Annotated in this window: 18 protein-coding genes; 10 read left to right on the top strand and 8 right to left on the bottom strand. The window is 46.2% G+C overall.

From position 1 onward, the window contains the following. Positions 1 to 126: 126 nt before the first annotated feature. Both DW121_RS06290 and DW121_RS06285 read right to left on the bottom strand, forming a co-directional pair. A complete protein-coding gene (locus DW121_RS06290) occupies positions 127 to 2,757 on the bottom strand; it encodes a DUF4962 domain-containing protein (RefSeq protein WP_118323313.1) in 2,631 nt (876 codons plus the stop codon). Between the two features lie 69 nt (positions 2,758 to 2,826). Then, positions 2,827 to 4,152, bottom strand: coding sequence for a sulfatase (locus DW121_RS06285; RefSeq protein WP_117710837.1), 1,326 nt, complete (start codon positions 4,150 to 4,152; stop codon positions 2,827 to 2,829). 485 nt (positions 4,153 to 4,637) lie between these two features. On the opposite strand from DW121_RS06285, the gene DW121_RS06280 reads away from it, so the two are divergent. After that, on the top strand, positions 4,638 to 6,779 hold the full coding sequence (locus DW121_RS06280; protein WP_118323312.1) for a DNA topoisomerase 3: 2,142 nt from the start codon (positions 4,638 to 4,640) through the stop codon (positions 6,777 to 6,779). Between the two features lie 36 nt (positions 6,780 to 6,815). Here DW121_RS06280 and DW121_RS06275 read toward each other — a convergent pair whose 3' ends face one another. Further along, positions 6,816 to 8,171 carry a dipeptidase gene (locus tag DW121_RS06275; protein ID WP_118323415.1) on the bottom strand — a complete coding sequence of 452 codons (1,356 nt, stop codon included), beginning with the start codon at positions 8,169 to 8,171 and terminating at the stop codon, positions 6,816 to 6,818. Positions 8,172 to 8,192: 21 nt separating this feature from the next. Next, positions 8,193 to 9,269, bottom strand: a complete 1,077-nt coding sequence (gene aroC, locus DW121_RS06270; protein WP_118323311.1) for a chorismate synthase — start codon at positions 9,267 to 9,269, stop codon at positions 8,193 to 8,195. A 370-nt stretch (positions 9,270 to 9,639) separates the two neighbouring features. On the opposite strand from aroC, the gene DW121_RS06265 reads away from it, so the two are divergent. Next, positions 9,640 to 11,175 carry a PCMD domain-containing protein gene (locus DW121_RS06265; protein WP_118323310.1) on the top strand — a complete coding sequence of 512 codons (1,536 nt, stop codon included), beginning with the start codon at positions 9,640 to 9,642 and terminating at the stop codon, positions 11,173 to 11,175. Between the two features lie 507 nt (positions 11,176 to 11,682). Here DW121_RS06265 and DW121_RS06260 read toward each other — a convergent pair. Together DW121_RS06260 and DW121_RS06255 are read right to left on the bottom strand one after the other, a co-directional pair. Next, the gene (locus tag DW121_RS06260; RefSeq protein ID WP_118323309.1) at positions 11,683 to 12,468 is read right to left on the bottom strand and encodes a porin family protein; all 786 of its coding nucleotides are present in this window, start codon (positions 12,466 to 12,468) and stop codon (positions 11,683 to 11,685) included. 8 nt (positions 12,469 to 12,476) lie between these two features. Beyond that, entirely contained in the window at positions 12,477 to 13,616 is a 1,140-nt protein-coding gene (locus tag DW121_RS06255; RefSeq protein WP_118323308.1) for a PCMD domain-containing protein, read from the bottom strand. Positions 13,617 to 14,046: 430 nt separating this feature from the next. On the opposite strand from DW121_RS06255, the gene DW121_RS06250 reads away from it, so the two are divergent. From DW121_RS06250 to DW121_RS06240, 3 genes are all read left to right on the top strand, one after another. Next, the gene (locus DW121_RS06250) at positions 14,047 to 14,229 is read left to right on the top strand and encodes a hypothetical protein (RefSeq protein WP_117710830.1); all 183 of its coding nucleotides are present in this window, start codon (positions 14,047 to 14,049) and stop codon (positions 14,227 to 14,229) included. After that, a complete protein-coding gene (locus tag DW121_RS06245) occupies positions 14,226 to 14,735 on the top strand; it encodes a GNAT family N-acetyltransferase (RefSeq protein WP_118323307.1) in 510 nt (169 codons plus the stop codon). Before DW121_RS06250 ends, DW121_RS06245 begins: the two co-directional genes overlap by 4 nt. Before the next feature lie 110 nt (positions 14,736 to 14,845). Continuing rightward, positions 14,846 to 16,132, top strand: coding sequence for a serine dehydratase subunit alpha family protein (locus tag DW121_RS06240; protein ID WP_118323306.1), 1,287 nt, complete (start codon positions 14,846 to 14,848; stop codon positions 16,130 to 16,132). A gap of 78 nt (positions 16,133 to 16,210) precedes the next feature. On the opposite strand, the gene DW121_RS06235 is transcribed toward DW121_RS06240, so the two are convergent. Continuing rightward, positions 16,211 to 16,789, bottom strand: a complete 579-nt coding sequence (locus DW121_RS06235) for a peptidylprolyl isomerase (RefSeq protein WP_117710827.1) — start codon at positions 16,787 to 16,789, stop codon at positions 16,211 to 16,213. Positions 16,790 to 17,307: 518 nt separating this feature from the next. On the opposite strand from DW121_RS06235, the gene ilvD reads away from it, so the two are divergent. The 5 genes from ilvD to ilvC all read left to right on the top strand — a co-directional run bounded on the left by ilvD (position 17,308) and on the right by ilvC (position 23,363). Further along, a complete protein-coding gene (ilvD, locus tag DW121_RS06230; protein ID WP_118323305.1) occupies positions 17,308 to 19,110 on the top strand; it encodes a dihydroxy-acid dehydratase in 1,803 nt (600 codons plus the stop codon). A gap of 38 nt (positions 19,111 to 19,148) precedes the next feature. Beyond that, on the top strand, positions 19,149 to 20,843 hold the full coding sequence (gene ilvB, locus DW121_RS06225; RefSeq protein WP_118323304.1) for a biosynthetic-type acetolactate synthase large subunit: 1,695 nt from the start codon (positions 19,149 to 19,151) through the stop codon (positions 20,841 to 20,843). Positions 20,844 to 20,958: 115 nt separating this feature from the next. After that, positions 20,959 to 21,522, top strand: coding sequence for an acetolactate synthase small subunit (gene ilvN, locus DW121_RS06220; protein ID WP_117710824.1), 564 nt, complete (start codon positions 20,959 to 20,961; stop codon positions 21,520 to 21,522). Then, positions 21,519 to 22,268 carry an acyl-[acyl-carrier-protein] thioesterase gene (locus tag DW121_RS06215; protein ID WP_117710823.1) on the top strand — a complete coding sequence of 250 codons (750 nt, stop codon included), beginning with the start codon at positions 21,519 to 21,521 and terminating at the stop codon, positions 22,266 to 22,268. Before ilvN ends, DW121_RS06215 begins: the two co-directional genes overlap by 4 nt. A gap of 51 nt (positions 22,269 to 22,319) precedes the next feature. Next, positions 22,320 to 23,363, top strand: a complete 1,044-nt coding sequence (ilvC, locus tag DW121_RS06210; protein WP_117710822.1) for a ketol-acid reductoisomerase — start codon at positions 22,320 to 22,322, stop codon at positions 23,361 to 23,363. A 71-nt stretch (positions 23,364 to 23,434) separates the two neighbouring features. On the opposite strand, the gene DW121_RS06205 is transcribed toward ilvC, so the two are convergent. Further along, on the bottom strand, positions 23,435 to 25,333 hold the full coding sequence (locus DW121_RS06205; RefSeq protein WP_118323303.1) for an AAA domain-containing protein: 1,899 nt from the start codon (positions 25,331 to 25,333) through the stop codon (positions 23,435 to 23,437). Positions 25,334 to 25,484 lie beyond the last annotated feature (151 nt).

Here is a 25,484-nt window from a genome sequence, read left to right as displayed (position 1 = left end):
TGTAAAAGTTGTGGAGTGTTGATTTAGCTTTCAGTTTTGTGCATACAGCTTTCATTTCTGTACAAAGAAGCCGAAAGAGTTGAGAGTTAAAGGTTGAGAGTTGAAAGTCTAATAACTTTCAACTCTTTAGATTTCCAGTTCCGGAATTTCGTCTTTCAGTGTTGTTTTCTTGCCATTGTCATGTATCACGGTTGCCCCGTAATCCTTATAGCTTACGCTTGCATTGTAGCCTTTGCGCGTATTTTTTACTTCAAAGGAGGGCTTTCCGGCAGTGGAGATGTTCGCGCGGATATTCCAGTCACCTACTTGGATGCTGCCGTCTTTCAGTTTTCGGGGAGCGGTTTGGGCGCTTTCCGTGTTGTCGGCTTTGGCGTGTGTATATACAATTGTTGCGAAACGATATACCTTCTGTTTCTCCGATGTGGCGGTGAAGTGCCAGTGATTGGGGTATGGCTTGAAATTACCTTTCTCGTCTGCACGCAGCCAGTTGACGGCAGGAACAAAGAACCGGTCGGTGGTGTCTGTCTTCAGTGTTCCGGCAGAGAAGAGGTAGGCGTCCGATACACCGTCTTTGCTGGTGGCTTGTATGTGTACGTATTCTTTGGCCTTGTCCACGCTCATCGGATTGGTGACGGTGTGCAGCAGGTAGCTCCAAGTTACGGGTTCGGCAGCTTCCAGTTCATCATAAATGAACGAATAGCCGCTCTTGCCCAAGGTTACGATGTGGCGGCGGAATGTCTTTAAGCCTGTTTCGTCCCAGCCGTTTTCGGGGGAGTATTCCAGATGGCTTTGTTTGCCGCGTAGCAGCCACAGCGGAGAGATAACTTTTCCATAAGCGTTGGATGCGTCGCCTGCGACATAGCTAATCCTGTCACTGACATAGTGGCGGGGTATCCAGCCGTAACCTTCTGTTCCTATGCGTTGACCCATGCCGTTTACCAGAATGGAGTTGTGGGCACGTGTGGCACGGTGGCAATAAACACTGTGCTTGTCGGTGAAGCTGATGTGATGTCCGCTACTGTAAAAGAGCGGCTGTCCGTTCCAGAAAGTATTGAAAGCATTTTGGTTGGCTATGGCGTGCGAAGTGCTGCCATAGGGGCTGCTGCGAAAACTGAGCATGGCGCTTTTGCGGGTGTCGTCCAAGTCGGTGGAGAAAGAAGCCAGTCCGCTTTGCGGGAATACGTGTCCCATCGGCAGGTCTTTCAATCCCGGTCCGTTGGGCAGAGGCTTGTCGCATTGAAGGCGGAACCATGCCAGACCTCCGGCTTTTGAGGTGCTTCCCTGTTCGAGAATATCGGGTTGGCGGGCACTGATATGACGTACATAATCTGCTGCATAGGTGTTGCCTGTCATACGTGCCAAAGCATCGGCATAGCCTACACGCGTACCGTTCGGGGTGAGGATGTTCTGATGCGAGCTGCCGTTGCCACCCGATTTGGAAAATGGCGGTTGCTGGTAGATGACATACAGCGCATTTCCCTGATACCAGGAATCGGAGAAGTAATTGTAACCGGTAAGGCGGGTATAGAAATATGGTACTTCTATGAGTGTGCGGAAATTGACACCGAAGTAGGAGTCACCGTTGTGCCAAGCTCCATCCTTGTTCAGACCGGGGAAACGGGCGAGCCACAGGTTATAGCAATAGTCCGTCCACACATCGGCTTCGGGCAGTTCGCCATAAACGGTAAAGGCTGCCATGGTAAGGATGCGGAAGGTCATTTGCCATACGTGGTTGTCGGCGATGTGGTTTTCCAAACGATTGATGTCGTGCAGGAACATACTGTTGCCGGACTTTCGTATTTCGTTCAGCAGGAACTTGCGGGTGGTGTCATCCAAAGTATCGTATAGAGCGTCGTATGCCATAGAGCAGAGCGAAAGAAGGGTGGCTTCATTGAAGTCGCCCACTACATTCTCGTTGTCTCCCCAAGTTACCATTTCCTTGACACGTTTGATGGCTTCATCGGCATAACGGCGGTCTTTGGTGAGCAGATAGGCACGAATCAGCACGTCCGTATTGGCTTCTTCACCGTCGATGATGCGGCGGCTTTCGCGAGTGAGCATGGCGCTTTTCTGTACTTCGTTGGTCAGTCCCTTCGCTAAGTCTGAATTGATATCGTTCACGGACTTCATCGGAGTTACGAGTACTTTCTTGGCGCGTTTGAGGTAAGTAGTGCGTTCGGCTTTTCCTTCGCTGCGTTTTATGAAATTGTTCCATTCATCCTTGTCGAGCCATATGCGGGGGTGATGAGCGGGCAGCGCTTTCAATACGGTTGCTAAAGCAGGAGGACAGAACTTTTGGGGATTGGTTTTTACCGTAAATTGCAAGGTTTCGCTCCATTCGGCTTTGCCATCTGTAACATAGCCGTATTGCCAGTACCATGTGCCCGGAGTAAAGTCTTGTTCGGGATTGAAGAAGGGCCAGCGTGTTTCTACTTGTACGGTGCTTTCCTGTTCGAATGCCGGGCTTTGTGAATAGCGAAGGAAATAGCGTAATTTACTTTTGTCTATTTCTTTTTGAGGAGGATTCTCTTCTGTCCCGTCCAGACCGCTTCGCAGTATGTTGAGGCTTGCCGGTAGCGGCCATTGAAAGGATACGGCGCGGTCGCTGACCGAAGCACCGTTCAGCGGTGAAGGAGTTGCACGCATTTCGTGCATCAGTGTCGTATCAGAGAGCTTGACGGTTGCCTTTCCGACTGCCTGTGCCTGTGCGCAGAGGGGTAGAAGGGAGAGGAGAGTAATGGATAGAATCTTGTTCATTTAATTGGGTATTACAAAAATAAGATGAGTGAAAGTACTATTACATATTATTTATACGCCGCTTGATAATTAGCCTTTTTTAGGAAGCACCTTTCCCGGTACATCATGCAGTTTGGGACGTGTCGGCTTAATCTTATGGGTATTCATATACTTTTCAAGAATGTCACGATGTTGCTGCGCCACTTTCTCGTAAGCGTTTTCCATCATGAGATTTCTTGTTTCACCCCTGTCGTTCTCCATGTCGAACAGTTGTTCGCGATGTCTGCCTTTGTCGTACAATACATATTTATAACGTGCGGTACGTACCATCCAACCTCGCGTCTTGCTGCTGTCGAAGCGTGTCTCGGTGATGACGTAATCCTGATGGGGAGCTTGCGGGTTACCTTCTTCGGCCACTTTACGGAATGATTTTCCGGCAGTGCCTTTAGGTTTTTTAGCACCTGTCCAGTCGCAGATGGTGGCGAAGAAATCTACTCCGTTGCTGATGAGTTGCGGCAATTGCTTGCCTGCATGTTTCTTGCCCGGCAGGGTTACGATGAACGGAATGTTTACCACTTCCTCGTATAAAGCCGATTTCTGGTTCCAGTGATGGGCGCCCAGTCCGTCTCCATGGTCGCTGGAGAAGATGACAACGGTATTCTCCCAAAGGTTGTTCTTGTCAATGGCATCGACTATCTTGCCGATTTCACGGTCTACTTTCTCTACCAAGCGGTAGTACGTGTAGCGGTACATACGCCAGTCTTCGGGGGTAAAGGTAGCGGTGGGGTAGACATTGAAATTGTTGGCTCTCTCGTTTTCAAGGACATCGGCATCGTAGGGGTTCTTGGCGAAGTTGGCGGGCAGTCCCGGACAGTTACGTATCTCCGGTATACCGATATTGCCGTAGGGCAGGTTTTGGCTGCGTGCATATTCGCAAACATTGTGCGGATTGTCGAATGAAGCTACCAAGAAGAAAGGCTTGTTGTGCTTCTTGGAAAGGAATTGCACACAGGCCTCCGCCAGTCCGTCGTCGCTGTGTTTGTACAGTTGGTCGAAGCCGCGTTGTTTGTCGGGGATATCCAGTTCGGGTACGTGCCATTTGCCGCCGTATGCGCATTCATACCCGGCATTCTTGACAAGTGTGCCCAATGTTTGTGTCTGAAGGGAATCAGGCATCGGAGCGCCGTTGATTGATAATCCTACCGCATCGGGATAGTGTCCTGTAAACATGGCGCCGCGTGAAGGACCGCTGAGCGGAGCGGTACAGTAAGCGTTTTGGAACATGATACCGGCAGCAGCGAGCCTGTCCAGATTCGGTGTATGCAGGTCCGGGTTTCCGGCACAACTCATGGCATTTGCCGTATGCTGGTCGGTGAAGATGTAAATGATGTTGGGACGTTCGGCAGCGTATGCCATTGATGAACTTAGCAGGGATAGGCAAGCTATGTGCTTCATTGAGATTTGTTTTACCATATTATTAGTTTTTATAATTGATTTCAGAGGCTATTTCCACGATTGCTAAATTACGCTTTTCTCTGCGTATAGATGAACGCTAATGTTTTTTTTATGATACGGAATGTGCATTTGATTGTCAATTTTGTACAGTTCGCTTTTAAATTTGTGCTAAAGATGAATACAGAGGCACGGAGATAAGTAAGTATTGGAATTTAATTTATATCAAGAGTATCTGTCATTCAGAGCGAAGCGAAGAATCTCCTTTTTGTGTATACATTGAGAGAGTAGATTCTTCGCTTCGCTCTGAATGACAGATAGTATAAAAGTCGTTTTTCAAAACCTCTGTGTCTCAGTGTCTCTGTGTTTGAATAAGGGAACAAGTTAATCCCTAAACTCGCTTAATCGAATTTTTGCATTATCTTTGTCCCGACTAAAGAGAAAAATGAATGATAGTTTGTATAGCCGAAAAGCCTTCTGTGGCGCGTGACATAGCCGATGTACTCGGAGCGAAAGATAAGAAAGACGGATACATCGAAGGAAACGGATACCAGGTGACCTGGACGTTTGGCCACCTCTGTACACTGAAAGAACCGCACGAATACACTCCCAACTGGAAGTCGTGGAGCTTGGGCAGTCTGCCTATGGTGCCGCCCCGTTTCGGTATCAAACTTATCAGCAACCCTACATACGAACGCCAGTTTCGCGTGATTGAGAACCTCATGCAGCATGCCGATATGATTATAAACTGCGGTGATGCCGGACAAGAGGGAGAGCTCATTCAGCGTTGGGTGATGCAGAAAGCCGGTGCGCGTTGTCCGGTGAAGCGTCTGTGGATTTCCTCGCTGACGGAAGAAGCCATCCGTGAGGGGTTTGCCAAGCTGAGGGACGCATCCGATTTCCAACCTCTGTACGAAGCAGGTCTTTCGCGTGCCATCGGTGACTGGCTGTTGGGGATGAACGCCACCCGCCTGTACACCATGAAGTACGGTCAGAACCGGCAGGTACTTTCTATCGGACGGGTACAAACGCCTACATTGGCGCTAATCGTGAACCGCCAGCTTGAGATACAGAACTTTGTCCCCAAACAATACTGGGAATTGAAGACGGTGTATCGTGATACCACCTTTTCGGCCATTCTCCGCAAGAGCGATGAAGAACTGGTACTGGAAGCCGAAAAACAGAAAGAAGGTGCTGCCGCCAAAGCCGCAAAACCCGAAGAAAACCGGGGAATAGAGCCTATCACGGACAGGGAGCGTGGAATGGCTTTGCTGGAGCAGATAAAGAACTCTCCTTTTACTGTCACAAACGTCACCCGCAAGAACGGTAAAGAGGCCCCGCCTCGCTTGTTCGACTTGACTTCCCTGCAGGTGGAGTGTAACAAGAAGTTTGCTTTTTCCGCCGACGAGACGCTGAAAACCATCCAGTCGCTGTACGAGAAGAAAGTAACGACCTATCCGCGTGTCGATACCACTTTCCTGAGTGATGATATCTATCCCAAGTGTCCCGGCATACTGAAGGGGTTGCAGGACTATCAAACATTGACCGCTCCGTTGGACGGAGCTACGTTGCCGAAATCGAAAAAGGTGTTCGACAACTCGAAGGTGACGGATCACCATGCCATTATACCTACCGGTCAGCCCCCTCAGAACTTGACGGATATGGAACGACGTGTATTCGATCTCATTGCGCGCCGCTTCATTGCCGTGTTCTATCCGGACTGTTTGTTTGCAACGACTACGGTAATAGGTGAGGTGGAGCAGATTGAATTTAAAGTTTCGGGTAAGCAGATATTGGAACCCGGTTGGCGTGTGGTCTTTGGTACACCCTCGGCACAATCGCAAGAAGAAAAAGAAGAGAAAGGCGGAGAAGATGAAAACGTGCTTCCTGCATTTGTGGCGGGAGAGAACGGTCCGCACTTGCCGGACTTATACGAGAAGTGGACGCAACCGCCACGCCCTTATACCGAGGCTACTTTGTTGCGTGCTATGGAAACTGCCGGTAAGCTGGTGGATAATGACGAACTGCGCGATGCTCTGAAAGAAAACGGTATAGGCCGCCCTTCTACCCGCGCCGCCATTATCGAAACGCTCTTTAAACGTAATTATATCCGCAAGGAGAAAAAGAATCTGATTGCTACTCCTACGGGGGTAGAGTTGATTCAGATTATTCATGAAGAATTGTTGAAATCAGCTCAACTTACTGGAGAATGGGAACAGAAGTTGCGCAAGATTGAGAAAAAAACATTTAGTGCTTCGCAGTTTCTGGAGGAGTTGAAGCAAATGGTATCGGAGATTGTGATGAGTGTACTTTCCGATAACAGTAACCGCCATATCACCATACAAACTCCTGTACCCGAAAAGGGTGAAAAGACTTCTGCAGCATCAGCTTCCGCTGCCGATAAACCGAAAAAAGAGCCAAAGAAAAGAGCGCCGCGAAAGCCCGCAGCAAAGAAAGCGGAGCAAACGACCGATGCGCTGGTAGGACAACCTTGTCCGCTTTGCGGAAAGGGAACGGTTATTAAAGGAAAAACGGCTTACGGCTGTTCCGAATGGAGGAGCGGATGTACATTCCGCAAGCCGTTTGAATAGAGGCACAGAGATACAGTCCCCTCTGTGCTCTCAGCTTTATTCGTAATTCAAGTGGAATTCTACGACCGCTTCAATACCTTTCCGCAGAATATCCAGCGGGATATTTTCGTTGGGAGAATGAATGGCGTTGGACTCCAGACCGAATCCCATCAGTACGGTTTTTATTCCCAATACCTGTTCAAAAGTAGAGATTATAGGAATACTTCCTCCGCGACGTACTGCCAACGGTTTCTTTCCGAATGCTTTGGTGAAGCCTTTCTCTGCGGCTTGGTATGCGGGGAGCGTAATGGGGCATACATATCCTTGCCCGCCATGCATGGGAGTAACCTTTACTTGTACGGTATCGGGGGCTATACTCATGATATAATCGGCGAACTGTTGCGAAATCTTATGATGCTCCTGATGCGGAACCAGTCGGCATGATACTTTGGCATAGGCTTTGGAGGGCAGCACGGTTTTAGAGCCTTCACCCGTATAACCTCCCCAAATACCGCATACATCGAAAGACGGACGGCAACTGTTGCGTTCCAGCGTACTGTAACCTTTTTCTCCGGAAAGGGCATTTACACCGATAGCCTTTTTATATTTCTCCTCATCAAACGGGATATGCGCTATCATCTCACGTTCTGCCTGCGGCACTTCTTCCACATCGTCGTAGAAGCCCGGTACGGTGATACGTCCGTCCGCATCCGTCACTTGGCTTATCATCCGGCAAAGCACGTTGATGGGGTTGGCTACTGCACCGCCGAAGTGTCCGGAATGCAAGTCGCGATTCGGACCGGTTACTTCTATTTCCCAATAGGCAAGCCCGCGCAGTCCGGTAGTGAGTGAGGGAAGGTCTGCACCCAGCATACTGGTGTCGGAGACGAGGATTACGTCGGCTTTCAACAGCTCTTTATGTTCTTGGCAGAATCCTTCAAGACTGGGTGAACCGATTTCTTCTTCTCCTTCGAAGATGAACTTTACGTTGTGGGTCAGCAGGTTGTTCTTCACCAAGTATTCAAAAGCCTTTACTTGGATGAATGATTGGCCTTTATCATCGTCTGCGCCACGTGCCCAGATGTGTCCGTCACGTACTTCCGGTTCAAAGGGATTGCTTTTCCAAAGCTCCAGCGGTTCGGCGGGCATCACGTCATAGTGGGCGTATATTAATACGGTCTTGGCTTTCGGGTCTACGATTTTCTGTCCGAATACGATGGGATTGCCTGCGGAGGGCATAACCAACGCTTCGTCAGCGCCGGCTGCCAACAATAGTTGCGCCCAGCGTTCGGCGCACGCCAGCATATCATTGTGATGTTCGGGCTTCGCACTGATGCTGGGAATACGGATAAGGCTGAATAAGTCTTCCAACATCTTGGATTCGTTCTCTGCGATATATTTCTTTATTGACATATAGTTCCTGATTTGCATATATTATAACTGTGTAGTACGGTCTATCAAGTAGAAGTCGAGCAAAGTCATGGCTGCCATAGCTTCTACAATGGGTACGGCGCGGGGCAGCACGCAGGGGTCGTGGCGTCCGCGGGCTTTGAGGGTGGTGTCTATGCCGTCCATGTTTACGGTATGCTGTTCCATGAGTACGGTTGCCACGGGCTTGAAGGCTACGCGGAAGTAGATGTCCTGTCCGTTGCTGATGCCGCCCTGAATACCGCCGGAGTGGTTGGTGTGTGTTTCGATGCGTCCGTTATTATTGAAGAACACGTCGTTTTGCTCGGAACCTTTCATCTTCAGACCTTTGAAGCCTTCACCGTATTCAAATGCCTTTGCAGCATTGATGCTGAGCATACCGGCGGCAAGGGCAGATTGAAGTTTGCCGTAAATGGGTTGTCCCAGTCCGATGGGACATCCTTTGATGACACAAGTCACTACGCCGCCAATGGTGTCGCCTTCTCCTTTTATCTTGAAGATGAGCTCTTCCATTTCTTTCGCCTTCTCCGGGTCGGGGCAACGCACCGGATTGTTCTCAATCAGGTCGAGGTCGTAAGCGGTATAGTTTTCTTCCAGCTTGATAGGGCCTACTTGTGAAGTGTATGCCGTGATGCGGATGCCCAGCTGTTTCAAAGCCAATTTGGCCAATGCTCCTGCCACAACGCGCGAAATAGTTTCGCGTGCCGATGAGCGTCCTCCGCCACGGTGGTCGCGTATTCCGTATTTTACGTTATATGTATAGTCGGCGTGCGAGGGACGATAGACTTCTTTCAGATTATTATAGTCGTTGGAGTGTTGGTTTTCGTTCCATACGATGAATCCGATGGGGCATCCGGTGGATTTACCTTCGAAAATGCCGGAAAGGAATTCTACTTTATCAGATTCTTTGCGTGAGGTGGTGATACGTGATTGTCCCGGACGGCGACGGTCGAGTTCCGATTGGACAAAATCCATATCGATGGTAATTCCTGCGGGGAATCCATCTATTACACCGCCTATGCCTTTACCATGTGACTCTCCGAAACTGGTAAGGCGGAGAATATTACCGAATGAGTTGAACATATCAAATGCTTTAAGAGTTTATAATGAGGTTAATGTGCCAGTTTGCCCTGTCATAACGGGCTTTGACTTTTTAAAGGTAACAATTATTTTTGTAAAACGTTTCAAAAATGGCAATAAATCTTTTATTTTCCAGCTTTCGGGAGTGTCAATTACTGTTTCAACCTATTGATTCCGTTCGTAAATCCATAGAATCCTTTAAGAATGTGAAGAAACTTTATAAATGCTCCTATATGAAAAAAGGGACATCTATTCTATATAAAAGACCTTGTTTGGAGGTTTTAAAAACTGTTATTTTGCGCCATAGATAAAAAAGAGAATATTAATCCACCCATAATTGTATGGGAATTTTATTAACTAAACAAGTACTTATATGAAGAAAAGTTTGTTTTTTTTATTTGCATTGATCTGTTCAATGAGTTTATTTACCGCTTGTAGCGATGATGATGATCCTGACTACTCTAAAGTTATTGAAGAAGAAATAGCAGGTGATTATAAAGGAACCTTGACTGTGACAGTAGAGGGAACTACTATGCCTTCCGAACCTCAAAAGATTAAGATTGAAAAGGCCAGTCCTTCTGCTATAAATCTTTCTTTAGCTAATTTTAGCTTTATGGGGATTGCTATCGGTGATGTTGAGTTGAAGAACTGTGTATTATCTCAGAATGGTAATACTTATACATTTTCTGGTACCCAAGATTTGAAGGTAGAAACCTTGTCTTGTATAATTAATGCCAAAGGTACAGCTTCAAATGGTGCCGTAAAAGTTGATATGGATATCGATGCCACTGTAGGCAGCTTGGAGCAGAAAGTCAAAGTTGTGTATGAAGGTACTCGTCTGACTGGCTCTGAAAGCAGTGAAGCTAAGATTACGGCTTTCTCTTTCGATATGTCTAACAAAGCAAATTCCATTGTAATTGAGCAACCGGTTATTAATGATGATAATACAATCACATTTAGAGTAGATGAGGCTGCGGTGGAAGCTGATGCAAATGTATTGAAAACTGTAGTTCCTACGTTTACTGTTTCTGACAAAGCAACTACGTCTGTGGAAAGTGGTAAGGCTATGGACCTTTCAAAAGATGTAACGATTACTGTGCTGGCAGAAGATGGTACAGTAGTGGAATATATAGTAAAAACCCCAACTAGAAATTTTGTGATGAAGTTTACATTTGATGAATGGATTTCAAAAGGAACAGGTAATGCGGCGCATGAAGAACCACTTCCTAATGATATGCTGTCATCTAGTGTCGAAGGAGCATCTTTGTTATCTCTATTTGGTGTAGAAGGTTTTCCTGTATATAAATCAACGGATGACAAAGTAGCAGGTGCAGCTGCGATTAAATTGGTTACTATGGATACTAGTGTTCAAACATCTTCTTTGGTTCCAGCTTTAACTGCAGGTTCTGTTTTTACCGGAAATTTTAATATGAATTATGCTATGTCTGATAAAATGTTGTGTACAGAGTTTGGTATACCTTATGATAAAAAGCCTTTGTTGTTTAAAGGATGGTATAAATATACTGCTGGTGAAAAGTATATTGATGGTGAGGGAGCGGAAAAACCAGAAGATGTAATAGTTGAAAAGGATAAAGTGGATGAGTGCTCTATTATGGCTGTTCTGTATGAGACAGAAAGAGATGATAAAGGTAATAATAAACCGTTGACTGGTCATGATATAAATACTTCTCCTCGTCGTGTTGCCATAGCGGTTTTAGCGGATGCTACTGATAAGTCTGAATGGACAGCTTTTAGTCAAGAATTTACCTATTTAACAGGTAAAACTTATGAGGCAGGAAAAGAATATCAATTGGCTATTGTATGTTCTTCAAGTAAGGATGGCGATCGCTTCAAAGGTGCCGGTGGAAGTACTTTGATGCTTGATGAGTTAGAAATTATTGGAGAATAACTTATAATATTAGAGATATTATGTGCATGAAAATACTTCTTTGAAAACATACCCCAGCTTTGTGTTTTTTCTGTTTTCATCAGTAGTATAACCTCGTTTTACAGTTGCGGGCTGTACGGTTGCCAACTGCGGGCTGTAGAGCCCACAACTGCAAACCGTACAGCCCGCAACTGTAAAACGAGGTTTAGTTACGTGCATAGTGGCATTTAGTATACGCTATAACGACAAAAAGAACGTGCCGGAATCTCTTTTGTATGTATGGTTGAGGACTATATGCTGCAATAAAAGGGAAATTTACTCCTATTAACGGTTTGATGTAGATTAAGGGAAAATCCTTGTATGTGAGTAAATTATAAGAGAAAAAGAAACAATGGGATTATAATAAGGAGTGACGACCAAAAGTGGTCGTCACTCCTTATTATGATTGTTATCACTCGATAACTCCTTTTGCTTTAATATGTTACCACTAAAAGTGACGAGTGATGAGAAAACACTCAAACTTTATATTTAGAATGCATACCCAAATCCTAAGTTCATATAGATGGGATACATATTAAATGTTATTGTATTAAAGTCTTTCTGGAAGATATTGTTCAGCCCCCATGTCAAGTCGGCATGTACGGTAAGGTGTTTGAATGCTTTCCATTCTCCGCCAAGTTGTAAGCCCCACTGAAATTTTCTTAAATCATTGGAGAAGTCATACGTTGCGATACTTTCTCCGGTGAATTCAACTTTTGAACCGGTTTGGTCGGGGGTACGTAGATGCCCTTCGTAAACGTGTCCGGAGAAGTTGCCCTCCAGCAAATAGGAGAAATAAGGACCGGCAGACAATATCCAGCGTTTACTGATATGGTAGTTTGCCAGAACGGGAATGGTAAGATAAGAGTTCTTTACTTTAGTTTTGACTCCTCCTGTCCAAAGTCCTGCCAACTCTCCGCCATTGGTATTGATGATTTTCATACCGTAATTCTTTACGGTGGCTTCGGTTGTCATGTTCTTGTTCTCTAATCGTAAGCCCAATGTGAGTCCCCATTTCTTGTCTTTGTCAAACCATTTGGTGGCATTACCTTCAATGGCAATGGCTATGCCGGGTGCATAACTGTCTATTTTACGTATTTCCTTAGGCAGAGGAATAGGAGATGTACCACCAATATTGAATCCGGCTTTTATGCCATATTCCCAACCATGCAGATAGGAGTTGATAAGACTCTTATTTCTTTCTTCTTGTGCCTGTACGTTGGCAGCCATTGCCAACAGTACGGCTATAATGCAAATAAAATGATACTTTTTCATACTGAATATTAGTTGTCTTCGCTTATAAGTTCTAATTCGTCTATATGCAGTGTGCTGCCAACAGCTCCTTTGAAGTAAGCGCCGTCTACACTGGAGGAAAGGACAATACTTAATTTATATTTACCGTTCTGCAATTTGGCAGCGTCTATGCTTTTACCGTTTACCGCTTCAAAAGGCAACTCAAACGCTGTCCATGTATCGGTTTCTTTAGCTTCTTCTTCGCTGATACGGGCGATGGATACGAGCTTGTCGGAAGTTAAATCCAAGCTGTTGCTGCCATCCAGCATGAAAGAGTTCTCGTTTGCCTCGTATAGTATGGCATAAATGTCGAAACGGTCTTTTTTGTCTTTCTGTACTACGCCTTCATCGGTGTACACGTCTCCGGCTTTGAACTTATAGTAGCCTTTCAGTGAAACGGGACGCTTGTAATATTGTATGCCGAACTTAGTAGCCCGCAAAGGATCTTTTAGTGCGTTTGCCAAGTCGAAAGAGCCGATGAACAGGTTGCCAGCCGCAATATACATCTTCACCATAGCGCCGAAGCTGCCGGTGTCGCAGGTGGTTAGTTTCAACCCTTTGCCGCGGTAGCCGTCGGTTATTTGCTGGGTTGGATAGCCGGTACGGTTATCTGCCATACTGGTTAACTTGAATCCGGGGTTACCGCTTGACCATTGCAGCACACGTGAAACATTGGTTGATGTTCCCGGTTCGAACTCATAAAGAATGTCGTACTCGGTATTGCTTGATGGAAGCAGTTCTTCAAAGTGGAAAGAGCCGGGTACTTCGGTCGGTATAATCTTTACGGTATATGTGGAGTGCCATTCTCCGTCTTCGGAAGTTACGGTAAAGGTGCGTGAGTGCGAGTCATTGCTGAAATCGTAATTGTTCATTACGTCATCCGGATAATGTTCGTTCGCTTTGAGGGTTGCGCCTGCGGGCAACTTAAACTGTAATTGCTGTTTTGATAAATCCGCTCCTTTATGCACGTATATGTTTATCTCTTTTGAATCGCTATTGATATGAGCTAATTGTACGTCTGTACCGGTACAAGCATCAATGGCTGCTTCGGAGTTGAGTGCTTCGTCTTGAATGCACGATGTTGTTGCGAAGCCTAAAAAGAGGCAGGCTATCAGATTTTTAAGTCTCATATTTTTCTGTTTAGTTAATAACTGTTTGCTAATTAAAGCCTTTGTAACTTTAATAATAACAAAATTCGGTCGACAAAGTTAGGTTTCTTTTTCGTAAATAAAGTATTTCTCCAATCCTTTCTGCTCTTTCGGCATTATAAAAGTTTTGAAACGATATCACTTTCTCTTAACTTTAGGAGATACATACGGAAAAGAACATCCGGAATGTTGCCGGTAATGATAAAAGGATTTCTCATATTTGCTTAATCTGCACTTAGTGAATATAAATGTAATTATTCATTTTGAATTATACAAATTGTATAATGCGAAATGAATAATGGAAGTGTCACATATCATCTGATAATCATCACTTCTTATCCTTTTTATTTGGCAGTCTCAAAGAGATATATTACTTTTGTATTGAATATAAACCTATTAGAAAGAAACGACTATGGCAAGACCTATTAGAGAAACACCGATACTGTTCGGTAAAGATGCCGCTCGTTTCGAGGCAGAAATGAAGCGGGTAGAGAACTTGACCGCGGAAGAGCGTAAAGCCAACCGGGATAAGGCTCGCAAGGCTTATGAAGAGTTGATAACCGAAGTGAAGTTTCCAAGCATAAGCCGTGTATGAAACTGATACAACTAACTGAAGATTACGAGTTAAAGCCATTCGATTGCGGCGATGCCGATTTGAATGGCTTTCTTGCGCATGACGCAAAGGGATTTCATGATAAACGCATCGGAAAAACTTTCCTTCTTATCGACGGTGAACAGATAGCTGCCTATTTCTGTCTGTTCAATGATAAGGTGTCACGTGTGGAAGCATCCGGTTCCGCATGGAGAAAAATGAAAAAGCTCTTCCCTCACGACAAACATTTCAGCAGTTACCCTGCTGTAAAGATTGGGCGGCTGGCAGTTTCACAGGATTATCGGAACACCGGTATCGGAAGCAAACTGATGTTGTCTATCAAACATATGCTCAATGCCGAAGATACATGCTCGACTTTCCGCTTTATCACTGTTGACGCTTATTTGTCCGCCGTACCCTTTTACATCAAAAATGACTTCAAATTGCTGGTCTCCGATGATGATGACAAGCACACGCGTCTGATGTTCTTCGACATGATGGAAATGTAGCGGTCGTAACTGAATTATACAAATTGTATAATGTGAAATGAATAATGGCGGCTATCGTTGTTTCTCCAATCCTTTTTGCTATTTTTGCATGATTAAAAACTGAAGTAGTGATGACTGAAACAGAGAGAAAACAGATAATTGCCTTAGTGCAGCGTGAAGTAGTTCCCGCCATCGGGTGTACAGAACCTATTGCCGTAGCTTTATGTGTGGCGAAAGCGACCGAAACCTTGGGGACAAAACCGGAAAAGATAAATGTCTTGCTAAGTGCCAATATCTTGAAAAATGCAATGGGTGTCGGAATTCCCGGTACAGGTATGATAGGGCTGCCCATTGCCATAGCGTTGGGAGCGCTGATAGGCAAATCGGAATATCAGCTGGAAGTGCTGAAAGACAGTAGTCCTGCAGCAGTGGAGGAAGGAAAATGCTTTATCGGTGAAAAACGCGTTAATATAGCCCTCAAAAAGAATATCACAGAGAAACTCTACATCGAAGTATGTTGCGAATCCGGTGAGAACAAGGCTACTGCCATTATTGCCGGCGGACATACTACTTTTATATATATAGCCCGTAACAATGACATCTTTTTGAATAAGCAAAGCACAAGTTGCGGGGAAGCGGAAGAGCAAACCGTAGAACTGACTTTGCGCAAAGTGTATGACTTTGCCATGAATGCTCCGCTGGACGAAATACGTTTTATTCTTGAGACTGCCCGTTTGAATAAAGCTGCCGCCGAACGCTCTTTCGATGGAAACTACGGTCATGGGCTGGGCAGAATGCTGCGCGGCACTTATGAACATGAGATATTGGGTGATAGCGTGTTCTCTCATATCCTTTCTTATACATCCGGCGCATGTGATGCCCGTATGGCGGGCGCTATGATACCGGTAATGAGTAATTCCGGAAGTGGAAACCAAGGCATCTCCGCCACGTTGCCCGTCCTGGTTTATGCCGAAGAAAACGGTAAATCGGAGGAGGAATTGATTCGCGCCCTCATGCTTAGCCATCTGACTGTGATTTACATCAAGCAAAGCCTCGGTCGTCTGTCTGCACTATGCGGTTGTGTGGTAGCGGCTACGGGTTCCAGTTGCGGCATCACTTGGCTGATGGGCGGCACTTACGAACAAGTTGCCTTTGCCGTTCAGAATATGATTGCCAACCTTACCGGAATGATTTGTGACGGAGCCAAGCCCAGTTGCGCCCTGAAAGTAACTACCGGCGTTTCCACCGCCGTCCTTTCCGCCATAATGGCAATGGAGAATCGTTGTGTTACTTCAGTTGAAGGAATAATTGATGAAGATGTAGATCAAAGCATCCGCAACCTGACAAAGATAGGTTCTAAAGGAATGGATGAAACGGACAGACTGGTGCTGGAGATAATGACAGGAAAAGGGAAATAATTGATAGCTTTTAGAGTTGAAAGTCAGCTACACTATAATGCTGCATAGCTAACTTTCAACTTTAAAAGTTTTCAATTTTTAATGGCAGCATCCGTCCCCGCATTCATGGTCGCCGCATCCGCTGCCGCAGTCTCCGCAGTCGCATCCGCCACTGCATCCGCCACCGCTCATCATGCGTGCCATTTCTGCCAATTCATCGTTGGTAGCCGGACGGTTTTCGGTGATTTCACCTACAAAGTTCAGGTCGCAACCTGCCAAGGGGTGATTCATATCCATTACTACTACATCATCTTTTACTTCTACCACGCTTCCGTTGATGCGCTGGCCTTCTGAGGTCATCAAAGGAATAACGGCACCTTCTACTACACGTTCGCTGTCAAACTGGCCTTCTATCTCGAAGATGTTTTTCGGGAGGTCGATAACGTGCTCGTCGTCATATTCGCCGTAGGCTTCTTCGGCTTTGATTGTAAAGTCGAACTTGTCACCTTTCTTCAAATCTTTCACTTGGTTCTCGAAAGATTCCAGTGTCAGGCCCAATCCGGAGATAAATTGGAACGGGTGCTCTGCGGGCGCCTCTTCTGTGAATTCTTTTTCTCCGTTTTCAATTGTGTACAACTTATATGCTAAGGTGATGTACTTGTTTTCTACTGTTTCCATTGATTTTGTTATTTCTTTATTAATAAATACTGTTTTTCAGTCTCGCGTAATTTTCGCTTAGTGCGCAAAGATACGGAATATTTTGTTTCGGGAAGGGAAGCGTTCCGGTAATTTTCAGATTATTAAATGCTTTGGAATTGATGAATATCTTCTTTAAAAAGTATCCGAATCGTTTTATTTGCAATTGATAAGTGATAAAATAAGATTTTAAAGCGCGGTTTCCTTACGATTATTCATGTTTATATCTTTTTTTTCTTCAATTTGTTTGGAGTTTATAAAAAAGCACTTACCTTTGCAGCATATTTATATGAAACAACAAATAAGAGAACAATAAAGATAATTTAGTTATGAATCTACATACATCTATTAACCTGGCAGTCCTGCATATTATTCGCGTCGTGGTGGTGGCATCAAGAGCGTGAGAAAGGTTGTGTATGTATTCGTACGGTAAAGATATTTATAATAAGCCTTTCTCATTACGGTGAGAAAGGCTTTTTTCATAAAAGGAGACAGATAAGATGAAACATCAGTTACGCAGTTCGTTCAGCACACAAGGCCGCCGTATGGCAGGCGCCCGCGCATTGTGGGTGGCAAACGGCATGAAGAAGGAGCAAATGGGCAAGCCCATAATCGCGATAGTCAATTCTTTTACCCAGTTTGTACCGGGGCATGTGCATCTGCATGAAATAGGCCAGTTTGTAAAGGAAGAGATAGAAAAGCAAGGCTGCTTTGCTGCCGAATTCAATACGATTGCCATTGACGACGGCATCGCGATGGGGCACGACGGTATGTTGTATTCATTGCCGTCACGCGATATCATAGCCGACAGCGTGGAATATATGGTGAATGCGCATAAGGCGGATGCCATGGTTTGCATCAGCAACTGCGACAAAATTACGCCGGGTATGCTTATGGCTGCGATGAGGCTGAACATTCCTACGGTATTTGTTTCCGGTGGTCCTATGGAAGCCGGAGAATGGAACGGACAGCACCTCGACCTGATTGATGCCATGATTAAGTCGGCCGATGAAAGCGTGAGCGATAGCGATGTTGCCAAGATAGAACAGCACGCTTGTCCTACTTGCGGATGTTGCTCGGGTATGTTTACCGCCAATTCCATGAACTGCCTGAACGAGGCTATCGGTCTGGCGTTGCCGGGTAACGGTACGATTGTGGCTACCCACGAGAATCGCAAGAAACTGTTTGAGGATGCCGCCAAGCTGATTGTTGAAAACGCTTATAAGTATTATGAAGAGGGAGACGAAAGCGTACTTCCCCGCAGCATTGCCACTCGTGAGGCTTTCCTGAATGCAATGACACTGGATATTGCAATGGGCGGTTCCACCAATACGGTGCTTCACTTGCTGGCGGTGGCGCATGAAGCCGGAGCGGATTTCACGATGGATGACATTGATATGCTGTCCCGTAAGACTCCTTGCTTGTGCAAAGTGGCTCCCAATACCCGGAAATATCATGTGCAGGATGTAAACCGTGCCGGCGGTATCGTTGCCATTATGGGCGAGCTTGCCAAAGGCGGCTTGGTGGATACGAATGTACGCCGTGTAGACGGGATGACACTGGCGGAGGAAATAGACCGGTATTGCATCACAAGCCCGAATATTTGTGAGAAAGCTATCAAGAAATATTCCAGTGCCGCTGCCGGAAAGTTCAATCTGGTACTCGGTTCGCAGGATACTTATTATAAGGAATTGGACACAGACCGTACCGAAGGTTGTATCCGCGACCTGCAGCATGCTTATAGCAAGGACGGCGGACTGGCTGTTCTGAAAGGAAACATAGCACAGGACGGTTGTGTGGTCAAAACTGCCGGAGTGGACGAAAGTATATGGAAGTTTACCGGCCCTGCCAAAGTATTCGATTCACAGGAAGCTGCCTGTGACGGTATTCTGGATGGAAAGGTTGTCAGCGGCGATGTTGTCGTCATCACCCACGAAGGTCCGAAAGGCGGTCCGGGTATGCAGGAAATGCTTTATCCCACTTCTTATATCAAATCCCGCCATTTAGGCAAGGAATGTGCGCTGATTACCGACGGACGCTTTAGCGGCGGTACTTCCGGACTGAGCATCGGGCATATCTCTCCCGAAGCCGCTGCGGGTGGCAATATCGGTAAGATTCAGGACGGTGACATCATCGAAATAGATATACCGAACCGCTCTATCAATGTGAAGCTGACGGACGGTGAACTGGCTGCCCGTCCCATGACGCCGGTAACTCGCGACCGCCAAGTGTCGAAAGCGTTGAAAGCGTATGCCGGCATGGTAAGTTCGGCAGATAAAGGAGCTGTAAGGCTGATAGATTAATTTAGAATTCCGTGCCCGGAAAACAATAATAAATAGATATGGAAAACTTAATAACAGGCGCAGAAGCATTGATGCGCTCTTTGGAACATCAGGGAGTAAAGACCATTTTCGGTTATCCGGGTGGCAGCATCATGCCGGTATTTGATGCCTTATACGACCATCGAGAGAATCTGAATCATATCCTCGTTCGCCATGAACAGGGAGCTACTCATGCTGCACAGGGCTTTGCACGTGTATCGGGCAAGGTAGGCGTATGTCTGGTCACTAGCGGTCCGGGCGCAACAAACACCATTACAGGTATTGCCGATGCCATGATAGACAGTACACCGATAGTTGTCATTGCAGGGCAGGTTGCTACGGGATTCCTCGGAACGGACGCCTTTCAGGAAGTGGACTTGGTAGGCATTACACAACCTATCACGAAGTGGAGCTACCAGATTCGTCGTGCGGAAGACGTGGCATGGGCTGTCGCCCGCGCTTTCTATATCGCACAGAGCGGACGTCCCGGTCCGGTTGTACTGGACTTTGCCAAGAATGCCCAAGTGGATAAGACGGAATATATTCCTACCCAAGTGGATTATGTGCGCAGCTATCTGCCCGTACCGGAAATGGAGCCGGAAGCCATACAACAGGCTGCCGATTTGATAAATGCTGCGGAACGTCCGTTGGTATTGGTGGGACAAGGTGTGGAGCTCGGCAATGCGCAAAACGAATTGCGTGCTTTCATCGAAAAGGCAGGTATGCCTGCCGGCTGCACTTTGCTGGGGCTTTCCGCATTGCCTACGGATCATCCCCTGAATAAAGGCATGCTGGGTATGCACGGCAATCTGGGCCCGAATATCAACACCAACAAATGCGATGTGCTGGTTGCGGTGGGTATGCGCTTTGACGACCGTGTCACTGGCAAAATATCCACTTATGCGCCGCAGGCAAAAGTAATCCATTTCGATATTGACCCTGCGGAGATAGACAAGAATGTAAAGACTGACGTGGCAGTATTGGGCGATTGCAAAGACACTCTTGCCGCAGTAACCGAATTACTGAACCCCGCCGAACATAAAGAGTGGCTGGAAAGTTTCCTGCCCTACGAACAGATGGAAGAGGAGAAGGTAATCCGTCCCGAACTGCATCCGGCAGGTGATGCTTTGAGCATGGGCGAAGTGGTGCGTGCCGTTAGTGAGGCCACGCATAACGAGGCTGTTTTGGTGACGGATGTAGGTCAGAACCAGATGATGTCTGCCCGCTACTTTAAATATAGCAAGGAGCGCAGTATTGTTACTTCCGGAGGTTTGGGTACAATGGGCTTCGGTCTTCCTGCCGCTATTGGCGCTACTTTCGGACGTCCCGACCGTACGGTTTGCGTCTTTATGGGTGACGGCGGTCTGCAGATGAACTTGCAGGAGCTGGGTACGATAATGGAACAGAAAGCTCCCGTTAAGATGATTTTGCTGAACAATAACTTCCTCGGTAATGTTCGTCAATGGCAAGCCATGTTCTTCAATCACCGTTATTCGTTCACTCCGATGATGAATCCTGACTACATGAAGATTGCTTCCGCCTACGAAATTCCGGCACGCCGTGTATTTACCCGCGAGGAATTGGCAGAAGCCATTGAAGAGATGATTGCGACAGACGGTCCGTTCCTGTTGGAAGCTTGCGTAGAGGAAGAGGGGAATGTAATGCCGATGACACCTCCGGGTGGCTCTGTGAACCAAATGTTGCTGGAGTGCTAATATAAATGATGAGAATGAAGAATTTTCGGGATGTTTCTCTTTTATTCTGCATTCTTCATTAAGGAGATATGTACAAAATGTAATTCTTCATTCTTAATTCTTCATTAATAAAGTTATGGACAAGACATTATATACAATTATCGTTCATTCGGAAAACTTTGCAGGTCTGCTGAATCAGGTAACGGCTGTATTTACCCGCCGTCAAATCAATATCGAGAGTTTGAACGTTTCGGCATCCTCTATCAAGGGGGTGCATAAATACACCATTACAGCTTGGACGGACAAAGACACTATTGAGAAGGTGACGAAGCAAATCACCAAAAAGATAGATGTATTGCAGGCGCACTATTTCACGGATGATGAAATCTATCAGCATGAGATTGCGCTTTACAAGATAACGACTCCCACACTGGAGGAGAAGCCGGAAGTATCCAAAATCATCCGCAAGTACAATGCGCGTATCGTGGAGGTAAATTCCGTATTCTCCATTGTAGAGAAGAACGGCATGAGTGAGGAGATAACCAATCTTTATGAGGAACTGCGTGCTTTGGAGTGCGTGCTCCAGTTTGTACGTTCCGGTCGTGTGGCTATCACAACGAGTTGCTTTGAACGCGTAAACGAGTATCTGGCGGATCGTGAAACAAAATATCGCCGGAGTAAAGAACAACAAGGACAATGAGTGAAAACAATAAAATAGGTACTTACAAGTTTGTAGCCGAACCGTTCCATGTGGACTTTACCGGCCGTCTTACAATGGGTGTGCTCGGCAACCATTTGCTGAACTGTGCAGGATTTCATGCAACGGAACGCGGTTTCGGTATTGCAACCTTGAATGAGGACAACTACACGTGGGTACTTTCCCGTCTTGCCATCGAGTTGGACGAGATGCCGTACCAATACGAGGATTTCTCTATCCAGACTTGGGTGGAGAATGTATACCGCCTCTTTACGGACCGTAACTTTGCCATCATCAACAAAGACGGAAAGAAAATAGGATATGCACGTTCCGTATGGGCTATGATTAGCCTTAATACCCGTAAGCCTGCCGATTTGCTGGCCTTGCACGGTGGCAGTATTGTGGACTATGTGTGCGACGAGCCTTGCCCCATTGAGAAGCCTTCGCGTATAAAAGTGACTTCTATGGAGCCGGCTTCTTCGCTGAATGCCAGATACAGCGATATTGATATTAACGGGCACGTAAACAGTATCCGTTATATCGAGCACATCCTTGATTTGTTTCCGATAGAACTATATAAGGAGAGCCGTATCCGTCGTTTTGAAATGGCGTATGTAGCCGAGAGCTATTACGATGACGAGCTTACTTTTTATAAAGACTATGTAGGCAACGGCACGTATGATGTAGAAGTAAGAAAGAATGGCAGCGAAGTGGTTTGCCGTTCTAAAGTGATATTTGTAGAAAAATAATTTATTAATCAATTAGTTGGCATAAGCCACAAATAAAAATTAAAACAAAAAATGGCACAATTGAATTTTGGCGGTGTTATTGAAAATGTAATGACCCGCGAAGAGTTTCCTTTGGAAAAAGCACGTGAGATTTTAAAGGATGAGACAATCGCAGTTATCGGTTACGGTGTACAAGGTCCCGGCCAGGCTTGCAACCTGCGCGACAATGGCTTCAATGTGATTGTAGGCCAGCGTCAGGGCAAGACTTATGAAAAAGCCGTTGCAGACGGATGGGTTCCGGGTGAAACGCTGTTCAGCATTGAAGATGCTTGTCAGAAAGGTACAGTTATTATGTGCCTGTTGTCTGATGCAGCTGTAATGTCTGTATGGCCCACAATGAAACCTTATCTTACGGCCGGAAAGGCTCTTTACTTCTCTCATGGTTTCGCTATTACTTGGAGCGACCGTACCGGTGTAGTTCCTCCTAAAGATATTGATGTTATCATGGTTGCTCCCAAAGGCTCGGGTACGTCACTTCGTACAATGTTCCTCGAGGGCCGCGGCTTGAACTCTTCTTACGCCATCTATCAGGATGCTACAGGCAAGGCTTTGGACAGAACGCTTGCACTGGGTATCGGTATCGGTTCCGGCTATTTGTTCGAAACAACTTTCATCCGTGAAGCTACTTCCGACCTGACCGGTGAGCGCGGTTCTTTGATGGGTGCCATTCAAGGCTTGCTGTTGGCTCAGTACGAAGTTTTGCGTGAAAACGGTCATACTCCGTCAGAAGCGTTCAACGAAACTGTTGAAGAACTGACGCAGTCATTGATGCCGTTGTTTGCAAAGAACGGTATGGACTGGATGTATGCCAACTGTTCTACTACTGCTCAACGCGGCGCTTTGGACTGGATGGGTCCATTCCACGATGCCATCAAGCCGGTTGTACAGAAATTGTATCAGAGTGTTAAGTCCGGCAACGAAGCTCAGATTTCTATTGACAGCAACTCTAAGCCTGACTATCGTGAGAAACTGAACGAAGAATTGAAAGCATTGCGCGAAAGCGAAATGTGGCAGACTGCCGTAACGGTTCGTAAGCTCCGTCCGGAAAACAACTGATTCTTGATATAAATCAGAGAATAATGAAAGAAAGGCTGTGTCAGAAGAACGTTGACACAGCCTTTCTTTCATTACTTTTCATTAATCTTTCTTATGTATTCAAGCAGTCTTTTATAGAATGCATGGTGGCTCAGCGTGGCTGCTTCTCCCAGTATCACCAATTTCATGCGTGCCCTTGTTATCGCCACGTTCATTCTGCGCAAATCGTTCAGAAAGCCGATTTGCCCTTCTTCATTGGCACGTACCAGACTGATAAAAATCACGTCCCGTTCCTGTCCTTGAAATCCGTCGACGGTATTGACTGTTATCAAGCTGCGGTAGGGGCGTAAAGAGGCGTTGTTTTTTATTTTTCCCCGTAAATATTGTACTTGCGCCTTGTAGGGCGAGATTAGTCCGAAGTCGATGCGTTCTTCAAGGATGCGTTCGCCACCTATTCGCTGAATGTACGCTTCCAACTCTTTTAGTAATAGATTGGCTTCCTCCTTGTTGATGCGTCCGAATGTTTCTCCGACAAACTCTTCCTTGAAATCCATATCGGAAGTATCAATCCATGTAATGGGAGTGTCCCAGTCCAATATGCCCCGATGGCGTATTTCGGGAGCTGCTTCCAACTCTCCGTTATAAAACCATTCCGAGGAAAAACGCATAATATCCTCATGCATTCGATATTGTACCTTTAATAAAGATACGGCAGACGGCTTGTTGGTTACAACCTTTTCCATTAAGGTCTGTTCCAATCCGCCACGTGCGGCTTCGTAGCATTTGATGGTGGGGGGTAATTGGCAGTGGTCGCCTGCCAACACTACCCGGTCTGCCTTGCGGATGGCTATCCAGCAGGCGGCTTCCAAGGCTTGGGCGGCTTCGTCGATGAACAGCGTGCCGAAGCGGCGTCCGTTCAGCAAGCGATGATTGCTACTGACAAGGGTTGAGGCTATGACATGGGCATTGTCGAACAGCTCGGCATTGATTTGCACTTCCAGTGCGGTGGCGCGGTCACGCAGGCGACTCATGCGGCTGCGTATTCCTTCGCGTTCATCATAACTGCCGCGGCGGGTCTTACCGCCCAGTTGCCGGAGTTCCTTACGAATGCTCCATAATTCGGGATAAAGCGGATGGTTTTCGAACCGGCGTTCGTAAGTGAATGACAGCATTTTATCATTTACCCGTGTGGGATTACCGATTCGCAGCACATTTACACCTCTGTCCACTAACTTCTCGGAAATCCAGTCGACTGCCATATTGCTTTGGGCGCACACCAATACTTGGGGCTCCCGGTGCAGAGTCTCGTAGATGGCTTCTACAAGCGTGGTTGTTTTGCCTGTTCCCGGAGGACCGTGTACAATGGATACGTCGCGGGCGCACAACACTTTGTTGACGGCTGTCTCTTGGGTAGGGTTCAGCCATGGGAAACGTACCGGGTAGAGCTCACGAAAACCGGTTTTTACCGTTCCCAGCAGGATGTCCCGCAATTCGGCAAGCCGATTGCCTTTTGCGCGGAGTACATCTTCCAGCGCCTCAAACATCGTGCGGTAAGAGGTCTCATCGAAATAAAGCTGTACTCCGAGATTGTCGGCGGACTGCACATCCATGACAGCTCCCGTGCCGGGCATAACCACTACCATACGTGTCTCGTCGGCATAACTGACGGTGCCCGTAAAATTGAAGTAGGTGATTTTCCCGTCGGCAGACTGACGGAAGAAACAGACAGGACGTCCGAATTCGAAGTTATGTTCTATATCCGTATTTTCGATATGTGTAATTTCTATTACTAATTGATTCAGCGAATTATAGTAACTTCGACCCGGTGAGACGGGATACCAGCAGAGTCCTCGTTTTACTTTTCGGGCGACACCCATATTCTCTGTTTGCCGTTTGAACTCCTCTTTTTCGTATTCATACTCCATACGTAACAAGAGTTGCTGCCGTTGAAGGTGTATAATGGGAGATTGTATATTGTTATTTTCGCTCATTCTTATTATTGTGAGACTCTGCGTCTTTTGTGATGAATATTCTTTTGCAAAGGTAATAAATCTCAGCCTTTAGGGGAAAAAATGCTTTATTTTGTTAAACTTTTCCTTATTTTAATTTGTTTATTATATTAATTTGTAATCTTTACAATAT

Source organism: Bacteroides sp. AM10-21B, from assembly GCF_003472565.1.
Taxonomy (GTDB): Bacteria; Bacteroidota; Bacteroidia; order Bacteroidales; family Bacteroidaceae; genus Bacteroides; species Bacteroides propionicigenes.
This window is presented reverse-complemented; position numbering and strand designations above follow the sequence as displayed.